Here is a 20,152-nt window from a genome sequence, read left to right on the forward strand (position 1 = left end):
GAAAATTTATTTTGCTATGAATCTATTAACCTTCTTAACTTGTTCCATCGAAATTCTAGGTGTTACCCCTTGTATCCATTCCTCATTAAATTCTCCACGCCAATCTTTATCACCATTTCTTAAATATTCGAAGTCGAATATTTTTTCCCAAGTTTCCTCAACAGGATAATTATATTCATCCTTTAAATACTTTTCCCAATCTTCTTCATTATCACAAACAGGGGAATTGTTAAGTACGCTATGCCATGAATCGAAATCTGAAAATAAAATTTGATCATCAGGAATTTCTAAAGTTAAAATTACACCACGAGTTCCTCTTTTAAACAAAGCTTTTTCATTTCTATTTGGTCTCCTTTTCCATACCCAAATTGGATAGTTCTCTCCTTTGAAATTTGGAATTCTAGTTTTCATTTTGGATACCATCCATTTATATGGTTTTTCAAAGTAATCCCATGCATACTTTTCTTTTCCTATTAGGTAACCTTTTTCACGCATTTCTCGGTATGCTTCAATTCGCTGAACAGTATATACTCGCATTGTTTTACTCCCTGTTTTTTAACATATTTTATCATTAAACTATATAAAAGAATCAATTTATTTAGTCTTGAATATCTACAATGATATAAAATCCACCTAACATACCATCATAGTATGAATCTATATAGACATACTTTTCATTACTATACATTACCCTTCTGTCCTTAATCAGCCTTAGAAAGTCTTCAATCTGTAATGGGGTCATTCTACCAACATTTTTAGAAAAATTAACTCCTGATTCTTCAATATAGACATTTATCATTTTAATTCCTCCTTATCCTTATGAAATAAATGTTTTATGATATTTCAAAATTAATTTTCAATTCCTTGACCTCTTTTGGTGGATTTTCTTCATCAAATAAAACTAATAAATTGGTATTTCCTGATATTGTTTCATCAATACACCTTTGAGCATTCTCTCTTGTTCTAAATAAGTCAGCATCTATAGGATTGTCTCTAGTATGAATATGTACTCGCATTGAAACCAAATCATCTAAGTCTTGAATCATATAGTCTCCATTATTCATTTTGACTACATATCTAATTACTTCATTCATCATTTATCACTCTCTTTTTCCTTTCCATCCTCTATAATTTGTGCAATTTGTCTTGTTGATGTAGCCAATACATAAAATAACTCTTGTAAATCATTTGCAAAATCATTAGCTTCTAATGAGATTTTGCCTTTATGATTCAATCTAATCGTGACTGCTCTCATGTTTGCCCCTCCTTATAAAACTAATCTTTTATCTTGATGATTCTAGTTTAACTTCTAGCTTTACATTTTCAGTAATTAATCTTTTTATTTCCCCTTCTTTTAGCTTGTTGCCATTTTGTAGTTCTATTACATATTCCTTAATCTCTCTTATCGTAAAATTATTAAATATTTCATCCACTGACATTGTAAAGTTATAGCTGGATAAACTGCTTAATGATTCGCTAATTTTACTCATTAAAATCCTCCATTTATTCATTTAATTATATTAAAAACTATAGGACTGTCTAAACAATCCTAATATCAATCACATTTTCTATTTTCACTTTTTCAATGCTATCCTCAACTGTGACATTCAGCTCTCTCAACATTTGATCTATCTTATTTATATAACACTTGAAAGTTTTTATGCTCCCCTCGTGAAAGACATCCAAATAAACAGGCGTGTAATCCTCAATAGCAATTCTTAAGACATCATTGATCTCCTCAATTTTTTGTTCATCTAATATAGGCTTTGTAATTTTTCCGTTATCTCTTCTATATTGTATAAATTGCTCCACATGCTCTGGTAACATCATTCTTGATGACTCCCATCTTAGGTTATGCCCTTTACTTAATTTATTTACCGCCATCCTAAATCACCTCTATTTGTAATGACCGCCTATTTTCCTTGCTCTCTCTGAAGCTTGCCCTGCCTTTGTTAAAGAAGAAGCTCTATATATTGCTGTGCGTCCATATTTATCCCAAATGGCGTCCAAAGCTGTATTAAGGTTTTCCCTGTTTAAATAATTGTCAAACAGATCAATTTGATAATTATCCGATGTTTGCAAGTTTGTTATTGATACTCCCAAGCTTCGTATTGGTTCTCTGTCCCAAAATTCGAGTAACAATTTAAACGCTGCATTAAAAATATCCATGTCATAATTTGTAGGAATCGGTAATGTTGTTTGTCTGTGAAATCCAGTAGGATTATCAAAGTCAACTCCACGTATTCCACAAGTGATTGTCGTTCCCATATATCCCTTTAACCTACATCTTCTCGCTACCTCAGTACTCAATTCTAAAAGGACTGTCTTGATCTCATCTAATTTTTTATAGTCTCTAGGAAGCGTCATATGATGACCGACAGCTTTTTGTCTGTTATGTGTAGCTGGCTTAACAGGTGAATAGTCAATACCATTTGCTGTTTGCCAAAGTACCTCACCATTTATCCCCCAACGTTTTCTAAGAGTTTGTATAGGTGTTCGAGCTAATTGCCCTATTGAAAAAATCCCCATACCTTGTAAATGCCTCTCCATTTTTCTCCCTACTCCAAACATTTTACCAATAGGTAATTTCCATAATCGATCCATGCTTGAATCATCTAACTTAAATATCCCATTCTCATTTTTCTTAGCAAAGTTATCACAAGCTAGTTTAGCAAGGATCTTATTCTTACCTATACCGACACGAGAATATATTCCTGTGTCAGTCATAATTTTTTGTTGTACTTTCTTAGCTATTTCATACTCATTACCAAATAACTTCTGACTGCCTGTTACATCCATAAACTGTTCATCGATCGAAAATGGCTCAATTACATCTGTAAATTGCTCCATTATTTGACTAATTGCAATTGATACATTTATATAGTCCTGCATAGCAGGCTTTACAATCACTAGATCGGGACATTTATTCAATGCTTGCCACAGTGTTTCAGCAGTCTTTACGTCAAACTTTTTAGCGATTGGACAAGCAGCTAATATGATTCCACTCCTACGTTCAGGATCTCCAGCTACTACTAGAGGTTTATCTTTGTATTCATCATTTTTTACTTTTTCAACGGATGCATAGAAGGATTGCATGTCTACTAAGAAGATAACTTTCTCTTTCATCTTATCCACCCTTTACGGAACGTTTGTTCCTTATTATTATATACGAACGTTAGTTCTTTATTCAATATAATAAAAATGTTTTTCGTTCCAATTATTGGGTAAATCTTACGGCATTTCAATTATGTATTAAATTAATTATTTTCATTTGGGTTTATTATTTTAGTTTCTCCAATAAAATGCAAACCTCGCTTCTTCAAACAATCAAAAAGGATAGTTAAAAATTCCTTATGTGTTAAATCATCATATGTATTAATCCTCCCTTTAATTTCAAACTCTTTCATTTTTTCACCTCCTATGATGACTTTAATTTATTTTTAATCTCATACACACTTTTTGGAGCACTTCCCACCATACCTAAAGCACGATTGTAGTTTTCAGTGTTACCGTAGAACTCTTTATATTGCTTTTCAATTTGAAATCTTTTTAGTGACACTATATTATTTTTCATGAGTCACCCTCCCTAGACTTAAGTTATAAAACAATTAAACTATATATCTAAATTATAGCACTTTAGGTATTTTTGTCTAGTATTAATTTAAATAATTTAAAAATAGATGTAGACAGTATTAGACTAATTCTAACACCGTCTACATCTATTAGACATATTGTAACTCTTCTTCAGTAAGATTAAGGAAATAATCAGTTTCAACATTTATATTTGTATTGCATTCACAATTAGATTTCCAACATAATACACATTTTTCATTTTGTTCACTTACTTGTTCTCTCAGTGTTATTGGTAAATACGCTGCTTGAAGAACTCTTAATGAGTATTTTTTCATTTTTATCTCCCTTTCGTTCCAATTTTTTATTTTTATATTTTTGGATTAGTTTTAATAAAATACTAATGGCGTTACCCGATAAACAGGTAACGCCACTCTTTTAATTTAATTATTTTTGATTGTCTTAGCCACCCATTGGAGGATCAGCTAAATTCTTTTCACTTGTTGGAACATTTACAACATCTTTAATTGTAGCAACTCCTAAACCTAGTCCTAATACAAATACTACTACTGCTATAACCTTTAAAGTCTTCTTCATAAATTTCTCACCTCCTTTCAAATCCCTCCTTTTAAATTGCCCTAATTGACATTAAATCTTCTAATAATGATTGATCATATCCATTTTTAAGTAATTCAATTTTTGCAAAGTTTGCTAAAAATGCATCCCCTATCTTTAAATAATTAACAATAGATTTCAACAAGAAATCATTATCCTTTTTGCTAACTCCTTTAAGGTAATAATAAAAAGGCTTTTCTATTTCATTTTTATGCATTTCTAAAAGTGAATCAATATCTCTACCTTCAAGGGCATTCATTAATAAATAATTTTTTATATATTTGCAATTGTTCTTTTCCTTTTCCCAATATACAGCAGCCAACTCAATTTTTTCCATGATGTCTTCTACTATTGAGGATTTTCCCATTTCATCATAAATAGATAGACATTTATTTAAATTAAACAAAAGTTCATCATACGAAGAAAATAGATAAGAATAACCTTTTATAAAATAAGCAAATGCTTTAAACATTTTCCCAGTATTCTCAGAGTTTAAAACCTTGTCGGCATGGATTCTAGATGTCTCCTGTTTATCATATACTCTTAGTGATACATGTGACATTACCTCACTAAAACGACACTCATACCTTTGTTTGATGTATCCATTTTCAATTAAATCTAAATCTGCTTCGACTTCTTCCGCAATCATCATAATTACATTATGTGCGCTCTTTTGTTGATAGCAATAAATCTTGAATAGATTTAAAAATACATTTAATTCTATTACATTTGTTCTAATCATTCTAGCTCTCTTTAACAACTCATCGTAATTTATATTAGGAAAATTAACTTGATGCTCATATTGTAACCTGTAAACTTTAGACCACTCTTTACTTTCCTTGTTTGAACACTCATCCATACTGTCTAATAAATATTTAAAACCGTCCATCTGCCGATTAGATGATAAATACTCTAGCATGTTTCTAGCTGTTTTCTTATTTGGGTCAATTTGCTTAGCGTATCCATTCATTTTATTTGGTGCTTCATTGCTCCAAATATATGTAACTACATTAAGTAATCCTTGAAACTTATCAAATTCTTTCTTTTCCTTTTCTAATACTCTAGTAAAATTACTACCTGATGAATACCCAGCGACACAGGCTAACTCTTCTGCATATCCTCTTGGTTGTTTATCAATTTCATTTAATAGCATTTGCTTCAAAGTTAGCTCAGTTCCCATTTTACTCACCCTTTTTCCATTTATGTAAATCTTATGTTAATATCAATAGTACAATAGACCCATTATCATTGTCAATATATTTGTTTAATTTAATTATTTTATTTATTATCCTATTTCAGCCCTACTATTTACACCTCTTCCTATATTATATAAGTTTAATTACTTTATGTAAAGAGGGAATCGGAAAATATTTCCGATATAATCACTGTTTTAATAGATCTTCAAAATAACGTATTTTTTCATTTGCTTCTTCTACATTATCATAGAATCCAATAACACATTCAAGACCTTCTCTCCCTCTTATTGCAACTTCTATACTTTCGCCACCGAAAACTTCTTGCTTTTGAATTTTAAAAGGAGAAAAAGCATAAATCCAATAATTATTATGAAAGTTTGAAATTGGCACTTCAGAAAACTCTAAGAGAAATTTTAGATACTTTTGATTAAAATCTATTTCTACACCCCTTATGTTCTCAGATAAATCACTTTTAAACTCTTCATCAATTTTATCATTGAACATGACACTCAAAAAATCATGAGTTCTAATATCTCTTATTTTCCTAAGTTCATATAATTCTTCACTTAAATACTGTAGATCTTCAGTATAATCACTTATCCCTAATAAGAAATCTGAACTAACCTTAAAAAATCTTGCTAGCTCGATTAACGTATCAATTTTGGGATTTGTCTCATTATATTCAATTTTTTGATACCCACTCAAAGTAATACCAATGTTTGCAGCTACCTCTTTTTGACCAAACCTATTTTTTTCTCTTAGCCATTTTAATCTTTCAGCTAAAATTTTCATATACACACCCCACAATATACATAGTAATACTGTGCAAAATAATATACCGAACAATCTAGACATAAACATTTACTCTGTGTAATACTATAGATAAGAAATGACAACTTGTACCACTATCACTATTTTAATACACACAGGAGGTGTTGGCAAATGGCTAAGATTGGCGAAATTAAAATTGTTGTATTTGGAGAGGAGTTCGACAAAAATCTTCCAGTTAGAGGAACCCTATCATTCGAATTCCCTGATGGTTCACAATCAGAATTAGACGTGCTAGATATCCTTGAAGCTGGTTGGTATGAAAATATAGCTTAAAAGTTAAATAGTTTCTGACCTGCTTCTAGTTGCAGCTATTAGCAGGCTCTATCTTATAAAATATCTCTTTTATATTTACTTCTAACTATCTTCTTTCTCGCACCAAGAGCAGCTATCGCAAATCTGTTCAATCATCCAATTTGCAAATTCATCATTAATCTCTTGTTCTGTTGCATCATCATCAAATTCTACTTCTTCTACTACAACATCGTGACCACTAAAATCACGTTGATACTTAAAAATAATTGTTTTCATTATCCATATCTCCTTTTTCTTATTTTCATTAAAACAAATATTTTATTCTGCTTCAATGAGACTTCTGTCAATCTTTACGCCTTTTTCCCAAACGGAAATCTCTATATCCTGATTATCAAATTGACTAGGCGTAAAAGATTTTACAATGTTTTCATCTGTCCCAACATATTCGATATTTCTTTCCAGACCGCCACTAATACTTTCAACTACGAATATTAATATGACACTCACTCCTTTCCTCATAAAAGTAATTTTTTAAAACAATGTCTTTATTATCTGATCTTCACTTCTTTTTAGTTTTTCAGACATACTCTTAATATCACGAATTACACCTATAAGCTGAATAATAGGTATTTTAAAATCCGCTAATTTTGTTCGGTACTCGTCAATTTCAATTATTGAAAGATTATATAAAGCAATATTACTTTCATCAGTTATACTAATTAAATTTTCTCTTTTTGAGCTTAATTCATTAATAAGCTCATCTTTATTATTAATAGTACTCAGTGATATGTACGCTACTCCGAATTTATCAAATTCCTCAAGTAGAAATTCCAATAATACTTCATCAGCCATATCAATATCCTCCTATTATAAAATTAAACATTTATCTTAAGTAGCATTTATCTTTAAATCTCTTATTTATAGTAATTAGGACATTTTGCATATTTCCATTAAATACTTTCGCCTCATTTACTCCATCAGTAAATACCTTTATTTCATATTTACCGCCACTTTTCTTTTTCATTGAGGTATAGCCGTCAGTTGTATCATAATAAATAACTTTTCCTTGATTTAATAATTTTATGGCTTCTGCTGATTTTAAGTATTGTTTATCCATACTGTTCTCCTCTCACACTGAATCTAAAATTTTATCTCACATATAAGCTCTTTAAATCTCTTGCTAAGTTTCCTAAAAACAATTTAAAATCACTTTCTGTTAAAGTACCTTCTTCACTCAATATCTTCATCATATCGTTGATAGCATCATTTATTAGCTCATCTTTGTAATTGTCTTTAGCTTGTTCTAGCTCACTTAGTTTATCATCTAACTCAAACTTTTTCTTACTCATCTCATTCCAAGCTGCTTGTTTGTTATCCATATATACCAACTCCTTATAAATCAATCCTTTTATTTCAAAATTGCTTTGTAGGCTTTTAAATTATATCTACCACAATCTTGCTGAAGAATATCATCTGGTAACTCATGGGTTTTCACTTTCGTTAAATACTCAAAGAAATCTTCTCTCTTTAACCCTATTCGAGTGATAATTGCTTTTAATGCAACTTGTCTTGAATCTCCTGAATTGAAGTAACTTGATGCCTCTAAATCACTTTCTATTTTCCTCAAAAGGATCTCAACATCTTCATATTGAAAGCCATGAGTTTCTGCTGTAGGTGCAACTCTAGGATAATGTTTGAATAATTCATCTTCTAATATATGCATTATTACACTCACTTTCTATTAAATGATTTCTTTTATCATTTTTTCAATATTTTTCTAGCTTCTGTTATTGCATGTTCCAACATATTTAGAGTTTCTTCATTTGTTTCTATATTTACTTTACCATTCTCGGTGCAGATGTATAATTTCACTCCATCTCTATACAATATGTCTCCACCAATGTAAGTTATCTCTTTCCCATCAATATTCACTTCCATTTAAAGCACTCCTTTATTATTCAATCCACTATCTGATTGGTATTCAACACTCAATCAATGAATCTTTTATAAGCTTGCCTTCAGAATCTATCTCGTAGTTAAAACTTTGAAAACATTCAGCATTTTTACATTCTAAGTAATCTTTTTCTGTATCGAATTTCTGTGTACTTGTGGGATGTTTGTGTATCTTCCCATCCTTAGTGATTTTGAATTGGTTTACCAAATCGTATTCTTTGTACAACATTAAATTGCCTGTTTTACACTTGGGGCATTTCATTTTTTAGACCTCCAAACTAGGCATAATCAGTCTGTTGCGAAACTGATTGCTTATATTATTGCTCCATTATTTCTTAAATTTCTCATGATTTCAGGATTGTCGTTTTCTACACTGTAAAAGAATACTTGATCCACATGATTTTCAATATCCCAATTTTTTATACTCCATTCATTTGTTGTTATCAGAATAACTTTATTTGATTTAGTAGTTTTCACGTCACTCAAGAATTTTTCATATTTATTAGGTTTATCTAGTGCCAACTGAACAGGGTGAAACAAAGTGAAAGTATTTTCATTTCCGCTAGGATTTGATCTTGTGTGTGAAGTATAGCTGTTTATATTGACAATCATACTACCTAAACTATAATTAGTAGTTGATTTAACCGAATTTGGTAAAAGCTCCTTATTAAAAGCACGATTAATATGAAATGATATATCGGACATAGAACTAGTTCGAATAATTCCCTTATCAAACTCTCTATTTAAACATGCAAGAACCACTCTAAGTTTAGCATCATTATCATAACCTCTTACCAATAATATCCTTTTAGAATCGTCTTTCAAAAAAGCTGTTATTATTTCGATAGCCTTATCTTTATCAGTCATTGGTCAACCCTCCAAATAAATTGATTATTTTGTTATCATTCAGTTCTTTTTTACTCCTCTATTCCATTATCTTTATAAATAATAAGTGCAGTTCTCTCATCTATACTGTTTGTTGAATACTTAATATCAATAAGATCGTTTATATCATTTAATGTCATTAAGAATTTATTTGTTTCGCCTTCTATTCCGACATATCTACCATTATAATACCCTGTTATTTCTTTTACTTTTACTTTAACATTACTCATTATAAACACCTCTTAATTGTCATTATTATAGTTACTATTTTACCTTAATCCTTCCAATTCTTATATATCAATTCACCTAATTGTTTGCTATGATATCTTAGTATGAATATCTACCTCGGAGGTTTTCATCCATCATGAAAAAAGAATATGATTTTGAAAAAATTTATGATTTTTTAGAATACCCTGACAAGGTTTCTGGACGATGTGACAACTGTGGTAAAGCTCATTTTAAGTCAAAAATTGAGAATAGAATGCTTATACGGGAATGTCGTAATTGTGGCTTAAAGAAAAGAATTTAATCGTTTCAGTAGCTTGGTAAAAGGGAACTATCTCTTAACAGGCTACTGAAAATTAAAGCGACTTTAAATTATACCTTTTCTTTAAATCTTTTAATATTTGGATTTTTAATTCAAGTTCTTCTTTTTTTCTAATAAGTTCCTCAAGTTCACTTTCTTTAATTGCGATAAATTTAATGATGTCATTTAATTTACTTTGCATTGCCTCGATATTACTCTTCATTATACAATTTCCCTACACATTCTTTCTCTTAATAATCTTACTGTAAGTATCTTGGTCGACATGTCCGTTTTCAATATGAATAGTTCCCGTTACCTTTTTACTATTTTGTGTAGTATTTATTGTATCAATGATAGTCAAAGCGTGTAAAATTATGCCAAATACTTTTTTATTCTATTAATTTATTTTTATTTTAAAACTTGGATTTTAAAAAAATTCTCACTGAACTCTTAATTCGGACTACGGCATTAAATTACTTCATAGTAATTTACTAAACACTTCATTAAATCAGATGTTAATATCTTGTTTAATGCTGTATATTGACCTTCCTCATATTTAGCCCAATCTTGCCCGTAATGTTCAGCTACAAGAACCGCTTTACTTTGTTCAATACTAAACTTCATAACTCTCACACAATCGTCTAAAAATAATTCAATTGCTTCCGCTACATCTATTTCAATTTTCATTTTTTTGTTCACCATAGTTCCATTCCTTCTATGTCACTTTATCTTTCTAGTATTCACTATGAATCTTTCATTTTATTAATTCTAGCTCATATGTCATTTTTTAGCTTACAACAATTTCAAAATATTGTTGATCTAAATTAAGTCTAGAACTTTCATAAGAATAATCCAATAAATCTTCATTTCCTTCTTCAGTAAATACACCAAATTCTTCTACTAACTTTACTAAACTTTTAATTTCACTTGGTGGAAATTCTCCAATTTCAATCCCATCTGACCAAGCATTGTGACGAATGATAACTTTTAACATGCTTCTTCCTCCTTATAATTTTAGTATAATATAATATTTATTCAGATATGATTTGCTTGATTCTTCTTAACTGATCTAATGTTAATCCGAGTTTTCCATAGCTACCAAATTTCAATCTAATATCTTTACTTAATTTTTCAATTTCTTCATCGTTCAATATTTCTTGCTCAGAAAAATACAGCTCCCAGTCATCTGAATACTCTGTAACTTGTCGTAAGTCTTCAATATTAAATTTAGTCATCCATCTTTGGTTAATAGCTCCTTCTGAACCAACAAAGAAGTACTTTCTTCCAACTTTTAATATTGTGGATTTCTTTATTTCTTTATTTCCGTATCTTGCTGCATTATTTACTGGTTTTAAAAAGACTTTTGTTCCAACCTTAATTCGTTCATCCATTTCACTAAACTCCTATTAAAAGATATTTTTATTGAAATTTTCCATTTAGTTTCATTTTGGCTGTAAATATTTCTATATAACTAACAATATTAGTCTTTGTTTCATGTAGCCCAATACTAGCTGCTAACTCGGTTGCCCTCATGGTACGTCCTTCTTTTGATGACATACTGTTAAACAACTTGTCAGTTTCTAGTAATTTATAAAGCTTATCTATCAATCTTTTTCTATATTCTTTTTCTTCATTTCTAATTTCACTCAATAATTCTTGCTCTCTTTCAATTTGATTGAACTCTCTAGCTTCTAGAAAACTTTCGGTAATATCATCTAAGGCATAGCTGCCATCTGCATAAATATCATCTAGTAAATATAATTCAACTTTTAGGGCGTCATGATTGAAATTATATAAATACTTCGACAAAAATCAAATTACCGATATTCATCTCAACCATTTTGTTATACTCTTTGGCTTCCTTTTTAATTCTTTTATATTCAAAATCATACTCTTCTTCAGTAATTAGATTTAAATCTATTAATGATTCCTTCGACACTTCTACATAGCTATAAAAAGCGTATTTAATGTTATTCAATTTAATAAACTCAATAAATTTGTCTAGTTTGTCAGTTCCATTGAAACTAATATCAGTTTCGTTGTGATTATCAGCATTAAACAATAAAATATCATTGGCTTTAAATTTACTCATTAGTTCAGCAACAGTTTTCATTTGCAATTCTCCTGTATATTATTGGTAATAATATAATCTCACCCCAAAGGAGAAATATCAATTTATATCGTTCATTTGTTTCCTTTCTTAACTTTCTTCTTTGCAATAATCTTTTGAATCTCCTCTGTTAAACTATGTTTATCTCCAATGTGAGTTAAGCATAGAAAATTTATTTTACTTAGTTTCTCTTTATCTGTCATTTATTTCACCACCGATAGAATGCACTGCTTTTAAAATCAATCTTTTATTTGATATTTTCTATTGCCTCTGCAATAGCTTCATTAAAACTACATCCGCCATTATAATACCTAACCTCAAACTCAATTTCTCCACTATCTTTAATAGAGGAATTAAAAATTTCATCGTATGGATCTAATTCTTCTTTTTCTATATGATAAACAATACCACCTTGAACTGTAATCTCTTTATAACACTCATCCAAAAGATACTCTTCATAAGTATCGAAGTAAGATGGAAGCTCTTTATTATCTAACAATCTCTTACACTGCTCTTCTAAGCTCTCATTTTCATATCTTTCTATCTTTCTTAAAGCTCCCTTATAATGCACTGTTTCGCTCATATTATTTTCTCCTTTTTAATAACTCAATCATTTATTAACTTTTGAATGTCAGAAATTGCTCGAAATAGTTTTTGTAAGTTTTCCATTATCATTTCTTCCGTTTCGGGCAAAAGGTGTCCTTGTTCAAGTAAATCTTTTTTAATCTCAATGTCATTTTTTAATATACATACCGCATACTCAATATGATTCATAATCAAAAAACACCTCTATTAAAATGGATATTTTATAAAGACTTTATAAAGTCTAAGTTATTCTTTACATATTCAATTATTGCCTTTTTAGTGGTATAGCTTATTTCTTCCTCTTCCAATTTAGTTAATAACTTATCCTCCAAGATTTCCTCCTCTGATAAATGAATCTTATCCGAAGGCGAAACGTATTTCCATTCGTCACTACAGTCATTTTCTTTAATTTCTCCACCATACATTTCAAGGATACCCCTCATTAACTCAATGGATGATCCCCACATTCCAAGACTCATATGTGTTCCAGGTTTCCCATCATAATCATCTACATAATTTTCAAAAACTGATAGATTTCTATTCTCACCTTTGTAATCAAATGAAAGTACATAGTAATCTTTTGAGTGAGTGTCTGAAATATTATTATTTATATTAAATTTATGCTTTAGTGCTCTTTGAATATCTTTTACACCATGTTTATTACTTATACGTCCATCTGTATCAACGCCCATTATTTACATCCCCTTTTCTCAATACCCATGTATTTTTTCATGTTCACTAGTAAAATATTCATTATAGACTTTAAAAAGTCCTCGTTTATATAAGTTATGGAAGGTGTCTCCAGCAACATTTACACCGAAACCAAACTTCGTTAGCATTCTAGCAAACGCTGCTTTTTCCATTGCAGAAAGATGAAGTTATTGTCGATGGTATTTCATTTTCGTATACTTTGAAATCGCTCATAGCATTCGTCCTTTCCATTATTCAATTCTTTCACATGTAGCCCTAAATTTCATTCCATCTACTTCAAACTCAACTTCCTCTGTACAGTATCTTGCTACACATCTTAAAAAACTTTCTGTTATATCTGTTACCTTATGTCCATCATCATTAGACATCCCTTTCTTAGCTTTTCCTGCAAAAACCTTTCCATTGTGAGCTGCGCAAGATAATTCCAACTTATTTTGACTACGTTCATCTAAAGCCTTAAAAGCATTCGAAAGTAACTTTGCATGATTGGTCATTATGTAAATACCACCCTATTTTCTTGATAAATTCAGATTTTTAAATTGATTTACACATACATTCCACGATGATACCCATTTATAATTCCATCATTTTGGAGCTTCTCTAATATTTTATCTACATTATCAAATACACCTTGAGCATACTTTTGATGTCTATTCTTCATTAATATACTTTGATAGTCATATGGTTGTAGAAAATTTTCATCCAAAATATCAATAGAAGTTATTTTTAAACTTTCTTTATCTAATTTTAGGCTAAATGACTCATCATCCCCAACCATTCTCATAAAGTATAGCGTTGATTTATGATTGTTTGAAAATCCGTATTCTAAAAGCTGCTTAACTGTAACACCTTCATTTATCTTAATTCTTTTTGTGAAGCCTTTTTCAGTCAGTTCTCCCTCTTTTGGTGGTGTAATTGTGTAATCATTATTCATATATTCACTCTCCTTTTTATGATAAATGTCGCATTATATTTAGAAATTAATATTCTCCTAATTTTCTACTTGGATACAGTGAACTGTAATATACCTTCCCATCTCTTAATTGACCAACCGTTTTATAAATGTCATCTAGTAAATAATATTCTCTTGCACCGAATAATAAATCTTGAAATCCCTCTCTAGACATTACAATATGATTGTCATAAATTTTTATTGGATGTTCAGGACTGTCACCATATTGATGACGATATTTTACTGTTGCCTTTGGTTTTTCTTTTGTATAAGGTAGCTTACTTGTCATTTTTTAAAACTCCTTTTCTTATAAATATCACATTTTAATGTATCTGCTTTAATTCATTCAATACTTCTTCAGCCATAACCTTATATTCTTCATCTGCAAACATATTATATAAAGTCATGTAGTCATTATACTGGTCAAGTAACATGTCGATAGAATGATGTTCTTTTTCTTCTTGGAATTCTTTTGTAGTATCCATCCCTATTAAATATTTATTAATGATATTAAGATCGTAAATAATTGATTCGAAGGGTCTTTTATCTTTATTATTCATTACTGTTTACCTCTTTCTTTATAAAATTAGAATTGTATTTCAAAATCCACTAACCATAATTGCTCTTGGTGTTATGTACAATTCATTAGTTTTTATTTTAATATTCATTATTAGTTTAATTATTTTTATTTACTTTGAACAAATCGTTTACATCTACATCAAAAATAAATAATCCTGCTGCTATCCCAGAAAACAAAATAGTTAGAATCAAAAATGTAAACATATATCCCACTATTTCACCCCATTTTAATTTAAAAACCGTCAACCATTCCTAAGCTGATCATTATTGAATAATCAATCTTACTCATCATATCTTCATCAAGCCTCGTTAACTTTTCAGACAGTCTTGACTTATCAATCGTTCTTAACTGTTCCATTAGTATTACTGAGTCCTTTGGAAATCCAAATCTATTCGCTCTAATTTCTACATGAGTAGGTAACTTCGCTTTTCCAATTTGACTTGTTATTGCTGCAATTATGACAGTAGGGCTGAACCGATTTCCAATATTATTTTGAATTACAACACAAGGTCTCATTCCTCCTTGCTCTGAACCAACAACAGGACTTAAATCTGCTAAATATACATCACCACGCTTCACAATAAATTCTCCTTAGTTTAATTTAATTATTAATATCATTATAACATGTGTTAATGGTAAAAGATAGATTTATTTCTATATTTGTTTATTTTTTTAAAAATAGTTATTTTATCATCTAGTCTTCCTTGTCATACTTCTTTAAGAAATCAATAAAACCTATATCATCACCATGTCCCATTTCGATACGATCAATCCAGTTATCATGTACTGTATCATTATTTAAACCTTGTTCATCTAACCAATCCCTTATTACTTTTTCATATTCTCTTGCAATTTGAAAAGCTGTTGCAGACTTTCTAATTGCATCTTGAATCTCTCTTGGTAGTTTCATTAAGTCCACTCCCTTAAAATTGTCATTTTAATTTAAATTTTAGTTCCTCTAATTTACTTAAAGCATCTTCAACGAAAGGTACTTCTCCTTTATTGTACTCTTGACGTTCTCTTTTAATTGTTTCAAATCCTTTTTCATTTGCATACAATGGATTTACGCTATATGCTCTTGCCTTTTTAAATACAGTCATGAAGTCATTTTCTAGGTAGGTTAAAAAATCTAAAATATGCTTTATTTCTTCTGCTGTAAAAAAATTAGTTAATTCAAAGTTTCTAATATGAGCCATTGCTTCTTCAAAATTCGATTTTGAATTCTGTGGAAACCCACTTTCAATACCATGAGAAAGTAAAATATTTTCAATTTGAGATAGATTATATCTTACTAGGTATCTATTTTGGTTTTCAATGGCACGCTTCTCATTTTCTCCAGCTTCCTTTATTGCTAATGCAGTTTTATTGGAAGTTACAGTTGCTCTCCACAACAAAAAACTAAAAAAAACTAGTCGCTAAAATGTTTAATCCTACAAGAATATCAGAAATTGTTACTGTAGTAGTTTCAATAACCATGAAAATGCTCCTCATAAAATATTCGTTTTATATTAATCTTTACTTAATGTGATTCGATTACTAGCTTCCTTAAATAACTTATTCATTTCTTTTTTAAATTCATTTATATGTTGATTCCAATTACCAAATTCATCAGGGCTTAATTTGGTATCAGGATTTTGGAATGTCGCTGAAATGCTCCCTAATTTAAATTCTAAGGCTTTAAGTTTTTCATAAAAATCTTGATCTGTATCAACTTTAAATAACATATTATCCATCTCCTTTTTAACATTAAAATACCTGTTTTATACTATCTCTCCTTTTATTTGATAATCTATTTCTAAATATTGAAAGGAGAAAAATAATTCTTTTTCACAAAAATCCTCCCAAGCTAATTTATCATCTTGATAATCACTCTCTGAAAAAACTGCTGCCTCTAGTAAATTGTCAGTGTAATTCACTTTATTAATTTCTACTTTGCCCTCATATGAGAGTATTGAAGGATTCTTGATGTATCCTTTGTCAGTTAATATAACGTGATTTCGTACCATTCTTTTTCCTCCTGCTCCCGATCAAATACTTGTTTTTTATATTGAATAATATATAAGACTATTATCTTTATATGGGGACTTCTCTAACTTAACCTCTTTTAAATCACCAGTTTTTATTAGTTTTTCAGCTTTAGCTTTCGCCAAAACAGGAGAATGACTATGCCATCCATTCCGCACTTCTCTAGTTAATAATTGATAACATGCTCCGTTATACATGATGATATCTTTTTCATTTAATTCAAATTCATCTCTTCCACATTTTATCTTCATGATAATTCCTCCCTATCTATGTAATACATCTGTTTTGTAGATCTTAATTGTAGCAGATTTCTCTAAGATCGATATCGATCTTATTCCCTTTTTCATCCTCTACCCATTCACCATTAAAAATACATTTCTTCATTACATTTTCCAATTGCTCTAATGTTTCAAAAGTAGTAGAGTGTGGTACACCTCTAAATCTTTCAGGTGTATTCCATCCAGTAGGAATCCAGCATAATCTATACATATCTCGTTGCCTCCTTTTCATTGTAAAAGACTTGTTTTAATGTATTATTAAATTATTATTAATTTCCTTGTTAAGTTGTAAAAATTCATTAACTTTAAAATCTATGCCATGGATCAAAAAACTTAATCTTAGTTCTATTTGCTCTAATTCAATAAGCACATCATTCTTTCTTTTCTTATCATGGCAACTGATATAAAGATCATGTAATTCTTGAAGTCTATTATATGTTGGCTCATATAGTTCTTTATGAGGGAAAAGATCGCAATCCATCATTTTCTTTAGCCTAATTTTCATATCAAAAACCTTTTTGATAATTTGTAACTGCTCTTGCTTTTTCAATACACTCACTCCGATCTAAATCTATACTTCGCTATATATTTTCTTAATAAATGAGAAGTTTTATTGATGCCCAGTTAATAAATCAACTGACAGTTCTTCTCTTTCCTCCATGTATTGTAATAGTATTTTCATTGGCATATATGACCTACGATAATTTTTGCCTATCAACGTAAAGAGATTATTATTTACTTCTACAATGAATTCGTCTCCATTGAGATCTTTCCCAATTAATTGTATTCCACCGTCAATAAATCCACAAGAAAGAGTCATCGCCATCTCGTCACCTCCTTTTTCCCCAACCTTATAAAAGGGAGATTTTAAACAAGAACTACATAATCTTACAATTCTTGAAACTACATTTGCATTATCCTTAAGAAATACAATAGTTACATATGTAGGCACTTATTTTCTTCCCCCATTCATTTAATTATTTAATTTAATTATATCAATTTAATTATTTAATTTCATTATATCAATTTAATTATAATATATCAACGCTTAATTTGAATTTAATGATCGGCAAAATAAAAACAAAACCCATTTTGAGGAAATATTTACATATAAATGAAACTTGAAAGAACTTAATACGTCTAATCATTAAAAGGAAAAGAGGTTACATATGTTTAAATTTAAGAATATATTTGTGTTTATATTATTGATATTGATTACTACAAGCTGCTCAAATAAGCAAAATATAAATGTTCAGAAGCTTAATGATAATGGAAATTATGAAGATTTCAATGTAATTTCTAAAGCAAATACAGTTTCAATAGTTAGAGAAATACTCAATAAAGTTAAATGGGAAACAATGGAGTCAGAAATGGAGAGAGAAGCTGACTATCTTTTTTATTTTCAATTTGTAAATCCAGATATTGAAGCAAAACCAGTCTTATACTCTGTTTGGATTAACCCTAATAAAGATTCACTTGAGGTGACTCAAGGAGATACAAAATATGTCCATTTAAATGCTGATGAGTCAGCAAAACTATATAAAGCAATAACAGATACTAATCTTTCAGACATAAAATAAGGATTTCCTTTTTCAGGATGTCCGTTTTTTTATGTTCAATACACTAATTCAGAAAGTATTTCTAACTTTTTAAAAAATAGTCTTTTATTTTAATAGTTTTACTGGTATTATTTAACATAGATGTAAATAAATATCATTATTAGGAGGAGTATAAGTGAAAATTAAAAAAGTGTTTATGTCTCTATTAGGATTTGGTGTTCTTATAACATTAATTCCACAGTCTGGTAACGCTTATAATCATAATTCTAGTAAGCTATATGAGCCTAAAGATGCATATTATTGGATTCATGGTGTTTTTGCAGATTATGGATTAACAAGCGAAATTAGAAGAGGGTTAACTGCATGGAACACTCTTCCAGAGATTGAATTTACCAAAGAGGTTAGTTTGCCTGGGGGCGCAGATGTAAAAATGGAATATGTAGATAGTCTTTGGAGTGATAATTATGCAGTACACAGGGGAAATGGAAATATTACTTTTTATAAAAATTGGAGAACAGATTTGAATTCAACACGTCGAAAGGAAACGGCAGTTCACGAAGTTGGACATGCTATAGGACTTGCACACACTCAAAAAGCCAACAATTCTATAGCAGTAATGAGGGAATATGATTTTAATGATAAGGACTATCCTCTATCTGATGATAAAGATGGAGTTAAAGCAAAATACAAATAAAAAAGAGGAGGCTTAAGAAATGAAAAAAATTGCAATTGTTGCTATATCTGTTATAGTAACCAGTATTATGTTAATTTTTACCTTTGGAAATCCACTCTCTAAAGCCAAAGATGTCGTTGGTGCAGAAAATGCTTCACCAAAAGATGTTATTTTTGAGGGTAAGACCCATTCTTTTGAAACATTAAAAGAATTAGAAAAAGAGACAAGTATTATTGTACGTGGTTCAAAGATCGAGGAAGAAGGAGCTGTAATTTCAAGATCTGAAATCGATGGCTCAGTGAATAACGGATACACGAAAACAATATTTAATATTGATGAAGTATATAAAAATAATGATAACAATGAGCAAATTAAATCTGGAAATAAAATAATTATATCAGAACCAGCATACTATGATAAGGAAACAAACACAACGTACCGTGTAAATGGATATGAAAACATGGTTAATGAAAATGAATATATTTTATTTTTAATTCCAGTAGATGAGGGTATGTTTTCTCCACGTGGTGTAACTTTTGGGAAAGTACCTTTAAATACTAAAGAAATAGAAGCAGTTCGACAAATCAATAGTTACTCAAATGACGATAGTTTAGATATATTTATTAATCTTTTCAATGAGGTAAGAGAAAAATATAGTGATAAATAGTAGTTTTAATATATGGGGCTAGTAAAATTTACTAGCCCCATATATAGAATCAAATCTGAATTTTATCCTAACTTAGCAATCCTATTTCCTATATGATTGGTACGTTTACCACATCGTTTACACCTAAATGAATACTTTGATGTGAAAATCCATCCTCCGCCTATGAAATGCCAGTCATGATCTT

At 29.7% G+C, this 20,152-nt stretch carries 50 protein-coding genes; 5 read left to right on the plus strand and 45 right to left on the minus strand.

The genetic code is table 11. From position 1 onward, the window contains the following. Nucleotides 1-6: 6 nt before the first annotated feature. From KDN24_RS15550 to KDN24_RS15610, 13 genes are all read right to left on the minus strand, one after another. Nucleotides 7-495 (minus strand): DUF3841 domain-containing protein, encoded by a 489-nt coding sequence (locus KDN24_RS15550; RefSeq protein WP_491348069.1) that lies wholly within the window; start codon nt 493-495, stop codon nt 7-9. 103 nt (nt 496-598) lie between these two features. Beyond that, the gene (locus KDN24_RS15555) at nt 599-799 is read right to left on the minus strand and encodes a hypothetical protein (protein ID WP_409971748.1); all 201 of its coding nucleotides are present in this window, start codon (nt 797-799) and stop codon (nt 599-601) included. A gap of 34 nt (nt 800-833) precedes the next feature. Then, on the minus strand, nt 834-1,097 hold the full coding sequence (locus KDN24_RS15560) for a hypothetical protein (protein WP_409971747.1): 264 nt from the start codon (nt 1,095-1,097) through the stop codon (nt 834-836). Continuing rightward, a complete protein-coding gene (locus KDN24_RS15565) occupies nt 1,094-1,255 on the minus strand; it encodes a hypothetical protein (RefSeq protein WP_409971746.1) in 162 nt (53 codons plus the stop codon). Before KDN24_RS15565 ends, KDN24_RS15560 begins: the two co-directional genes overlap by 4 nt. Nucleotides 1,256-1,283: 28 nt before the next feature. Further along, nucleotides 1,284-1,490, minus strand: a complete 207-nt coding sequence (locus tag KDN24_RS15570) for a hypothetical protein (RefSeq protein WP_409971745.1) — start codon at nt 1,488-1,490, stop codon at nt 1,284-1,286. Between the two features lie 49 nt (nt 1,491-1,539). Beyond that, the gene (locus KDN24_RS15575; RefSeq protein WP_409971744.1) at nt 1,540-1,884 is read right to left on the minus strand and encodes a YolD-like family protein; all 345 of its coding nucleotides are present in this window, start codon (nt 1,882-1,884) and stop codon (nt 1,540-1,542) included. Nucleotides 1,885-1,896: 12 nt separating this feature from the next. Then, entirely contained in the window at nt 1,897-3,126 is a 1,230-nt protein-coding gene (locus tag KDN24_RS15580) for a DNA polymerase IV (protein ID WP_409971743.1), read from the minus strand. A 131-nt stretch (nt 3,127-3,257) separates the two neighbouring features. Beyond that, a complete protein-coding gene (locus KDN24_RS15585) occupies nt 3,258-3,407 on the minus strand; it encodes a hypothetical protein (RefSeq protein ID WP_409971742.1) in 150 nt (49 codons plus the stop codon). An 11-nt stretch (nt 3,408-3,418) separates the two neighbouring features. Further along, nucleotides 3,419-3,574, minus strand: coding sequence for a hypothetical protein (locus KDN24_RS15590; RefSeq protein ID WP_409971741.1), 156 nt, complete (start codon nt 3,572-3,574; stop codon nt 3,419-3,421). 148 nt (nt 3,575-3,722) lie between these two features. After that, entirely contained in the window at nt 3,723-3,908 is a 186-nt protein-coding gene (locus tag KDN24_RS15595) for a hypothetical protein (protein WP_409971740.1), read from the minus strand. 124 nt (nt 3,909-4,032) lie between these two features. Further along, nucleotides 4,033-4,167 (minus strand): hypothetical protein, encoded by a 135-nt coding sequence (locus KDN24_RS15600; RefSeq protein ID WP_409971739.1) that lies wholly within the window; start codon nt 4,165-4,167, stop codon nt 4,033-4,035. Between the two features lie 31 nt (nt 4,168-4,198). Continuing rightward, nucleotides 4,199-5,365, minus strand: coding sequence for an AimR family lysis-lysogeny pheromone receptor (locus KDN24_RS15605; protein ID WP_409971738.1), 1,167 nt, complete (start codon nt 5,363-5,365; stop codon nt 4,199-4,201). Nucleotides 5,366-5,567: 202 nt separating this feature from the next. After that, nucleotides 5,568-6,173, minus strand: coding sequence for a helix-turn-helix domain-containing protein (locus KDN24_RS15610; protein WP_409971737.1), 606 nt, complete (start codon nt 6,171-6,173; stop codon nt 5,568-5,570). Between the two features lie 150 nt (nt 6,174-6,323). On the opposite strand from KDN24_RS15610, the gene KDN24_RS15615 reads away from it, so the two are divergent. Then, complete coding sequence (locus KDN24_RS15615; RefSeq protein WP_409971736.1) at nt 6,324-6,485, plus strand: hypothetical protein; 162 nt, start codon at nt 6,324-6,326, stop codon at nt 6,483-6,485. Between the two features lie 81 nt (nt 6,486-6,566). Here KDN24_RS15615 and KDN24_RS15620 read toward each other — a convergent pair whose 3' ends face one another. From KDN24_RS15620 to KDN24_RS15660, 9 genes are all read right to left on the minus strand, one after another. Next, the gene (locus KDN24_RS15620; RefSeq protein ID WP_409971735.1) at nt 6,567-6,740 is read right to left on the minus strand and encodes a hypothetical protein; all 174 of its coding nucleotides are present in this window, start codon (nt 6,738-6,740) and stop codon (nt 6,567-6,569) included. A gap of 42 nt (nt 6,741-6,782) precedes the next feature. Further along, a complete protein-coding gene (locus KDN24_RS15625; protein WP_409971734.1) occupies nt 6,783-6,971 on the minus strand; it encodes a hypothetical protein in 189 nt (62 codons plus the stop codon). Between the two features lie 24 nt (nt 6,972-6,995). Continuing rightward, the gene (locus tag KDN24_RS15630) at nt 6,996-7,316 is read right to left on the minus strand and encodes a hypothetical protein (protein WP_409971733.1); all 321 of its coding nucleotides are present in this window, start codon (nt 7,314-7,316) and stop codon (nt 6,996-6,998) included. A 31-nt stretch (nt 7,317-7,347) separates the two neighbouring features. After that, nucleotides 7,348-7,581: a hypothetical protein gene (locus tag KDN24_RS15635; RefSeq protein WP_409971732.1), complete on the minus strand. Its 234-nt coding sequence runs from the start codon at nt 7,579-7,581 to the stop codon at nt 7,348-7,350. 31 nt (nt 7,582-7,612) lie between these two features. Beyond that, nucleotides 7,613-7,843, minus strand: coding sequence for a hypothetical protein (locus KDN24_RS15640; protein WP_409971731.1), 231 nt, complete (start codon nt 7,841-7,843; stop codon nt 7,613-7,615). Between the two features lie 29 nt (nt 7,844-7,872). Beyond that, complete coding sequence (locus tag KDN24_RS15645; RefSeq protein ID WP_409971730.1) at nt 7,873-8,187, minus strand: hypothetical protein; 315 nt, start codon at nt 8,185-8,187, stop codon at nt 7,873-7,875. 35 nt (nt 8,188-8,222) lie between these two features. Further along, nucleotides 8,223-8,402, minus strand: a complete 180-nt coding sequence (locus KDN24_RS15650) for a hypothetical protein (protein ID WP_409971729.1) — start codon at nt 8,400-8,402, stop codon at nt 8,223-8,225. 327 nt (nt 8,403-8,729) lie between these two features. Beyond that, nucleotides 8,730-9,284, minus strand: a complete 555-nt coding sequence (locus tag KDN24_RS15655; RefSeq protein WP_409971728.1) for a hypothetical protein — start codon at nt 9,282-9,284, stop codon at nt 8,730-8,732. Nucleotides 9,285-9,334: 50 nt separating this feature from the next. Continuing rightward, nucleotides 9,335-9,532, minus strand: a complete 198-nt coding sequence (locus tag KDN24_RS15660) for a hypothetical protein (protein WP_409971727.1) — start codon at nt 9,530-9,532, stop codon at nt 9,335-9,337. 134 nt (nt 9,533-9,666) lie between these two features. On the opposite strand from KDN24_RS15660, the gene KDN24_RS15665 reads away from it, so the two are divergent. After that, nucleotides 9,667-9,831 (plus strand): DUF8096 family protein, encoded by a 165-nt coding sequence (locus tag KDN24_RS15665; protein WP_409971726.1) that lies wholly within the window; start codon nt 9,667-9,669, stop codon nt 9,829-9,831. Nucleotides 9,832-9,883: 52 nt separating this feature from the next. Here KDN24_RS15665 and KDN24_RS15670 read toward each other — a convergent pair whose 3' ends face one another. The 23 genes from KDN24_RS15670 to KDN24_RS15780 form a co-directional block, all read right to left on the minus strand. Beyond that, on the minus strand, nt 9,884-10,051 hold the full coding sequence (locus KDN24_RS15670) for a hypothetical protein (RefSeq protein WP_409971725.1): 168 nt from the start codon (nt 10,049-10,051) through the stop codon (nt 9,884-9,886). Between the two features lie 245 nt (nt 10,052-10,296). Beyond that, nucleotides 10,297-10,530, minus strand: a complete 234-nt coding sequence (locus KDN24_RS15675) for a hypothetical protein (protein ID WP_409971724.1) — start codon at nt 10,528-10,530, stop codon at nt 10,297-10,299. Between the two features lie 85 nt (nt 10,531-10,615). Next, a complete protein-coding gene (locus KDN24_RS15680) occupies nt 10,616-10,822 on the minus strand; it encodes a hypothetical protein (protein ID WP_409971723.1) in 207 nt (68 codons plus the stop codon). A 37-nt stretch (nt 10,823-10,859) separates the two neighbouring features. Beyond that, entirely contained in the window at nt 10,860-11,219 is a 360-nt protein-coding gene (locus tag KDN24_RS15685) for a beta barrel domain-containing protein (RefSeq protein WP_409971722.1), read from the minus strand. A 28-nt stretch (nt 11,220-11,247) separates the two neighbouring features. Beyond that, nucleotides 11,248-11,637: a hypothetical protein gene (locus KDN24_RS15690; RefSeq protein ID WP_409971721.1), complete on the minus strand. Its 390-nt coding sequence runs from the start codon at nt 11,635-11,637 to the stop codon at nt 11,248-11,250. Then, entirely contained in the window at nt 11,618-11,941 is a 324-nt protein-coding gene (locus tag KDN24_RS15695) for a hypothetical protein (protein WP_409971720.1), read from the minus strand. Before KDN24_RS15695 ends, KDN24_RS15690 begins: the two co-directional genes overlap by 20 nt. A gap of 71 nt (nt 11,942-12,012) precedes the next feature. Then, entirely contained in the window at nt 12,013-12,141 is a 129-nt protein-coding gene (locus KDN24_RS15700; protein ID WP_409971719.1) for a hypothetical protein, read from the minus strand. A 44-nt stretch (nt 12,142-12,185) separates the two neighbouring features. Further along, nucleotides 12,186-12,521 (minus strand): hypothetical protein, encoded by a 336-nt coding sequence (locus KDN24_RS15705; protein ID WP_491348070.1) that lies wholly within the window; start codon nt 12,519-12,521, stop codon nt 12,186-12,188. Between the two features lie 23 nt (nt 12,522-12,544). Next, nucleotides 12,545-12,712 carry a hypothetical protein gene (locus KDN24_RS15710; protein WP_409971717.1) on the minus strand — a complete coding sequence of 56 codons (168 nt, stop codon included), beginning with the start codon at nt 12,710-12,712 and terminating at the stop codon, nt 12,545-12,547. A 32-nt stretch (nt 12,713-12,744) separates the two neighbouring features. Next, on the minus strand, nt 12,745-13,215 hold the full coding sequence (locus KDN24_RS15715; protein WP_409971716.1) for a hypothetical protein: 471 nt from the start codon (nt 13,213-13,215) through the stop codon (nt 12,745-12,747). Between the two features lie 249 nt (nt 13,216-13,464). Beyond that, a complete protein-coding gene (locus KDN24_RS15720; protein WP_409971715.1) occupies nt 13,465-13,728 on the minus strand; it encodes a DUF7446 family protein in 264 nt (87 codons plus the stop codon). A gap of 50 nt (nt 13,729-13,778) precedes the next feature. Next, nucleotides 13,779-14,168, minus strand: a complete 390-nt coding sequence (locus tag KDN24_RS15725) for a hypothetical protein (protein WP_409971714.1) — start codon at nt 14,166-14,168, stop codon at nt 13,779-13,781. A gap of 46 nt (nt 14,169-14,214) precedes the next feature. Further along, a complete protein-coding gene (locus KDN24_RS15730; RefSeq protein WP_409971713.1) occupies nt 14,215-14,475 on the minus strand; it encodes a hypothetical protein in 261 nt (86 codons plus the stop codon). A gap of 34 nt (nt 14,476-14,509) precedes the next feature. Then, complete coding sequence (locus KDN24_RS15735; RefSeq protein WP_409971712.1) at nt 14,510-14,746, minus strand: YodN-related protein; 237 nt, start codon at nt 14,744-14,746, stop codon at nt 14,510-14,512. A 251-nt stretch (nt 14,747-14,997) separates the two neighbouring features. Continuing rightward, nucleotides 14,998-15,348 (minus strand): type II toxin-antitoxin system PemK/MazF family toxin, encoded by a 351-nt coding sequence (locus tag KDN24_RS15740; RefSeq protein WP_409971851.1) that lies wholly within the window; start codon nt 15,346-15,348, stop codon nt 14,998-15,000. Nucleotides 15,349-15,460: 112 nt separating this feature from the next. Continuing rightward, on the minus strand, nt 15,461-15,676 hold the full coding sequence (locus tag KDN24_RS15745) for a hypothetical protein (protein ID WP_409971711.1): 216 nt from the start codon (nt 15,674-15,676) through the stop codon (nt 15,461-15,463). Between the two features lie 22 nt (nt 15,677-15,698). After that, on the minus strand, nt 15,699-16,157 hold the full coding sequence (locus tag KDN24_RS15750) for a hypothetical protein (protein WP_409971710.1): 459 nt from the start codon (nt 16,155-16,157) through the stop codon (nt 15,699-15,701). Between the two features lie 117 nt (nt 16,158-16,274). Next, entirely contained in the window at nt 16,275-16,490 is a 216-nt protein-coding gene (locus KDN24_RS15755) for a hypothetical protein (protein WP_409971709.1), read from the minus strand. A gap of 36 nt (nt 16,491-16,526) precedes the next feature. After that, nucleotides 16,527-16,772 (minus strand): hypothetical protein, encoded by a 246-nt coding sequence (locus KDN24_RS15760; RefSeq protein WP_409971708.1) that lies wholly within the window; start codon nt 16,770-16,772, stop codon nt 16,527-16,529. A 36-nt stretch (nt 16,773-16,808) separates the two neighbouring features. Further along, nucleotides 16,809-17,042 carry a hypothetical protein gene (locus KDN24_RS15765; protein WP_409971707.1) on the minus strand — a complete coding sequence of 78 codons (234 nt, stop codon included), beginning with the start codon at nt 17,040-17,042 and terminating at the stop codon, nt 16,809-16,811. 43 nt (nt 17,043-17,085) lie between these two features. Next, entirely contained in the window at nt 17,086-17,280 is a 195-nt protein-coding gene (locus KDN24_RS15770; protein ID WP_409971706.1) for a hypothetical protein, read from the minus strand. 36 nt (nt 17,281-17,316) lie between these two features. After that, complete coding sequence (locus tag KDN24_RS15775) at nt 17,317-17,619, minus strand: hypothetical protein (RefSeq protein ID WP_409971705.1); 303 nt, start codon at nt 17,617-17,619, stop codon at nt 17,317-17,319. 60 nt (nt 17,620-17,679) lie between these two features. Further along, complete coding sequence (locus KDN24_RS15780; protein ID WP_409971704.1) at nt 17,680-17,895, minus strand: hypothetical protein; 216 nt, start codon at nt 17,893-17,895, stop codon at nt 17,680-17,682. Between the two features lie 343 nt (nt 17,896-18,238). Between KDN24_RS15780 and KDN24_RS15785 the strand changes: the two genes are divergently transcribed. From KDN24_RS15785 to KDN24_RS15795, 3 genes are all read left to right on the plus strand, one after another. Further along, complete coding sequence (locus tag KDN24_RS15785; protein ID WP_409971703.1) at nt 18,239-18,649, plus strand: hypothetical protein; 411 nt, start codon at nt 18,239-18,241, stop codon at nt 18,647-18,649. Between the two features lie 154 nt (nt 18,650-18,803). Next, complete coding sequence (locus KDN24_RS15790) at nt 18,804-19,322, plus strand: matrixin family metalloprotease (RefSeq protein ID WP_409971702.1); 519 nt, start codon at nt 18,804-18,806, stop codon at nt 19,320-19,322. Nucleotides 19,323-19,341: 19 nt separating this feature from the next. Then, nucleotides 19,342-19,968: a hypothetical protein gene (locus tag KDN24_RS15795; RefSeq protein WP_409971701.1), complete on the plus strand. Its 627-nt coding sequence runs from the start codon at nt 19,342-19,344 to the stop codon at nt 19,966-19,968. Nucleotides 19,969-20,152 lie beyond the last annotated feature (184 nt).

The sequence above is a fragment of the Cytobacillus sp. Bva_UNVM-123 genome (assembly GCF_046351715.2).
In the GTDB taxonomy this organism is placed as follows: domain Bacteria; phylum Bacillota; class Bacilli; order Bacillales; family Cytobacillaceae; genus Cytobacillus.

Bases quoted from the DNA above. Each gene is read 5' to 3' on its own strand.
- KDN24_RS15565 (WP_409971746.1), bottom strand. From the start codon at position 1,255: ATGAGAGCAGTCACGATTAGATTGAATCATAAAGGCAAAATCTCATTA.
- KDN24_RS15550 (WP_491348069.1), bottom strand. From the start codon at position 495: ATGCGTGAAAAAGGTTACCTAATAGGAAAAGAAAAGTATGCATGGGAT.
- KDN24_RS15715 (WP_409971716.1), bottom strand. From the start codon at position 13,215: ATGGGCGTTGATACAGATGGACGTATAAGTAATAAACATGGTGTAAAA.
- KDN24_RS15555 (WP_409971748.1), bottom strand. From the start codon at position 799: ATGATAAATGTCTATATTGAAGAATCAGGAGTTAATTTTTCTAAAAAT.
- KDN24_RS15745 (WP_409971711.1), bottom strand. From the start codon at position 15,676: ATGAAACTACCAAGAGAGATTCAAGATGCAATTAGAAAGTCTGCAACA.
- KDN24_RS15620 (WP_409971735.1), bottom strand. From the start codon at position 6,740: ATGAAAACAATTATTTTTAAGTATCAACGTGATTTTAGTGGTCACGAT.
- KDN24_RS15655 (WP_409971728.1), bottom strand. From the start codon at position 9,284: ATGACTGATAAAGATAAGGCTATCGAAATAATAACAGCTTTTTTGAAA.
- KDN24_RS15585 (WP_409971742.1), bottom strand. From the start codon at position 3,407: ATGAAAGAGTTTGAAATTAAAGGGAGGATTAATACATATGATGATTTA.
- KDN24_RS15590 (WP_409971741.1), bottom strand. From the start codon at position 3,574: ATGAAAAATAATATAGTGTCACTAAAAAGATTTCAAATTGAAAAGCAA.
- KDN24_RS15705 (WP_491348070.1), bottom strand. From the start codon at position 12,521: ATGAGCGAAACAGTGCATTATAAGGGAGCTTTAAGAAAGATAGAAAGA.
- KDN24_RS15645 (WP_409971730.1), bottom strand. From the start codon at position 8,187: ATGCATATATTAGAAGATGAATTATTCAAACATTATCCTAGAGTTGCA.
- KDN24_RS15795 (WP_409971701.1), top strand. From the start codon at position 19,342: ATGAAAAAAATTGCAATTGTTGCTATATCTGTTATAGTAACCAGTATT.
- KDN24_RS15695 (WP_409971720.1), bottom strand. From the start codon at position 11,941: ATGAAAACTGTTGCTGAACTAATGAGTAAATTTAAAGCCAATGATATT.
- KDN24_RS15670 (WP_409971725.1), bottom strand. From the start codon at position 10,051: ATGAAGAGTAATATCGAGGCAATGCAAAGTAAATTAAATGACATCATT.
- KDN24_RS15610 (WP_409971737.1), bottom strand. From the start codon at position 6,173: ATGAAAATTTTAGCTGAAAGATTAAAATGGCTAAGAGAAAAAAATAGG.
- KDN24_RS15730 (WP_409971713.1), bottom strand. From the start codon at position 14,475: ATGACAAGTAAGCTACCTTATACAAAAGAAAAACCAAAGGCAACAGTA.
- KDN24_RS15575 (WP_409971744.1), bottom strand. From the start codon at position 1,884: ATGGCGGTAAATAAATTAAGTAAAGGGCATAACCTAAGATGGGAGTCA.
- KDN24_RS15720 (WP_409971715.1), bottom strand. From the start codon at position 13,728: ATGACCAATCATGCAAAGTTACTTTCGAATGCTTTTAAGGCTTTAGAT.
- KDN24_RS15735 (WP_409971712.1), bottom strand. From the start codon at position 14,746: ATGAATAATAAAGATAAAAGACCCTTCGAATCAATTATTTACGATCTT.
- KDN24_RS15650 (WP_409971729.1), bottom strand. From the start codon at position 8,402: ATGGAAGTGAATATTGATGGGAAAGAGATAACTTACATTGGTGGAGAC.
- KDN24_RS15685 (WP_409971722.1), bottom strand. From the start codon at position 11,219: ATGGATGAACGAATTAAGGTTGGAACAAAAGTCTTTTTAAAACCAGTA.
- KDN24_RS15755 (WP_409971709.1), bottom strand. From the start codon at position 16,490: ATGTTATTTAAAGTTGATACAGATCAAGATTTTTATGAAAAACTTAAA.
- KDN24_RS15570 (WP_409971745.1), bottom strand. From the start codon at position 1,490: ATGAGTAAAATTAGCGAATCATTAAGCAGTTTATCCAGCTATAACTTT.
- KDN24_RS15725 (WP_409971714.1), bottom strand. From the start codon at position 14,168: ATGAATAATGATTACACAATTACACCACCAAAAGAGGGAGAACTGACT.
- KDN24_RS15680 (WP_409971723.1), bottom strand. From the start codon at position 10,822: ATGTTAAAAGTTATCATTCGTCACAATGCTTGGTCAGATGGGATTGAA.
- KDN24_RS15605 (WP_409971738.1), bottom strand. From the start codon at position 5,365: ATGGGAACTGAGCTAACTTTGAAGCAAATGCTATTAAATGAAATTGAT.
- KDN24_RS15765 (WP_409971707.1), bottom strand. From the start codon at position 17,042: ATGAAGATAAAATGTGGAAGAGATGAATTTGAATTAAATGAAAAAGAT.
- KDN24_RS15595 (WP_409971740.1), bottom strand. From the start codon at position 3,908: ATGAAAAAATACTCATTAAGAGTTCTTCAAGCAGCGTATTTACCAATA.
- KDN24_RS15780 (WP_409971704.1), bottom strand. From the start codon at position 17,895: ATGGCGATGACTCTTTCTTGTGGATTTATTGACGGTGGAATACAATTA.
- KDN24_RS15600 (WP_409971739.1), bottom strand. From the start codon at position 4,167: ATGAAGAAGACTTTAAAGGTTATAGCAGTAGTAGTATTTGTATTAGGA.
- KDN24_RS15710 (WP_409971717.1), bottom strand. From the start codon at position 12,712: ATGAATCATATTGAGTATGCGGTATGTATATTAAAAAATGACATTGAG.
- KDN24_RS15675 (WP_409971724.1), bottom strand. From the start codon at position 10,530: ATGGTGAACAAAAAAATGAAAATTGAAATAGATGTAGCGGAAGCAATT.
- KDN24_RS15560 (WP_409971747.1), bottom strand. From the start codon at position 1,097: ATGATGAATGAAGTAATTAGATATGTAGTCAAAATGAATAATGGAGAC.
- KDN24_RS15660 (WP_409971727.1), bottom strand. From the start codon at position 9,532: ATGAGTAATGTTAAAGTAAAAGTAAAAGAAATAACAGGGTATTATAAT.
- KDN24_RS15700 (WP_409971719.1), bottom strand. From the start codon at position 12,141: ATGACAGATAAAGAGAAACTAAGTAAAATAAATTTTCTATGCTTAACT.
- KDN24_RS15615 (WP_409971736.1), top strand. From the start codon at position 6,324: ATGGCTAAGATTGGCGAAATTAAAATTGTTGTATTTGGAGAGGAGTTC.
- KDN24_RS15665 (WP_409971726.1), top strand. From the start codon at position 9,667: ATGAAAAAAGAATATGATTTTGAAAAAATTTATGATTTTTTAGAATAC.
- KDN24_RS15640 (WP_409971731.1), bottom strand. From the start codon at position 7,843: ATGGATAACAAACAAGCAGCTTGGAATGAGATGAGTAAGAAAAAGTTT.
- KDN24_RS15770 (WP_409971706.1), bottom strand. From the start codon at position 17,280: ATGTATAGATTATGCTGGATTCCTACTGGATGGAATACACCTGAAAGA.
- KDN24_RS15785 (WP_409971703.1), top strand. From the start codon at position 18,239: ATGTTTAAATTTAAGAATATATTTGTGTTTATATTATTGATATTGATT.
- KDN24_RS15635 (WP_409971732.1), bottom strand. From the start codon at position 7,581: ATGGATAAACAATACTTAAAATCAGCAGAAGCCATAAAATTATTAAAT.
- KDN24_RS15630 (WP_409971733.1), bottom strand. From the start codon at position 7,316: ATGGCTGATGAAGTATTATTGGAATTTCTACTTGAGGAATTTGATAAA.
- KDN24_RS15760 (WP_409971708.1), bottom strand. From the start codon at position 16,772: ATGGTACGAAATCACGTTATATTAACTGACAAAGGATACATCAAGAAT.
- KDN24_RS15580 (WP_409971743.1), bottom strand. From the start codon at position 3,126: ATGAAAGAGAAAGTTATCTTCTTAGTAGACATGCAATCCTTCTATGCA.